Here is a 520-nt window from a genome sequence, read left to right as displayed (position 1 = left end):
CATCCTCGACTTCCTCAAGGATAAATCCGTTGATGCTAATGTTCGTTCTCGTGCAGCATCGGCATTGGGAAATCTGGGTGAGGCAGCCAAACCCTACGTCAAAGACATCGCTGACATCCTCAAGGATAAATCCGTTGATGCTTATGTTTGTTCTAGTGCAGCAGAGGCATTAGGAAATCTTGGTGAAGTTGCCAAACCCCACATCAAAGACATCGCTGACTTCCTCAAAGCTGAAATCCTTGGAGAGAATACCAATATCCCTATTATCCCTAATCGCTCCTCTATTCGTTACAGTGCAGCAGTGGCATTGGGAAATCTGGGGGATGCAACTAAACCCTACGTCAAAGATATCGCTGATATCCTCAAGGATAAAACCGTTGATCCAAGTGTTCGTTCCAGTGCAGCAGAGGCATTGGGTAAAATGGGTGAGGCAGCCAAACCCTACGTCAAAGATATCGCTGACTTCCTCAAGGATAAATCCGTTGATCTAAGTGTTCGTTCTAGTGCAGCATCGGCATTG

General features: G+C 46.3%; 1 protein-coding gene. It reads left to right on the top strand.

What is annotated here, in order from left to right:
* On the top strand, nt 1-520 hold a 520-nt coding region (locus A4S05_RS43805; protein WP_256091298.1), incomplete at both ends, for a HEAT repeat domain-containing protein.

This window comes from Nostoc sp. KVJ20 (assembly GCF_001712795.1).
Lineage (GTDB): Bacteria > Cyanobacteriota > Cyanobacteriia > Cyanobacteriales > Nostocaceae > Nostoc.
This window is presented reverse-complemented; position numbering and strand designations above follow the sequence as displayed.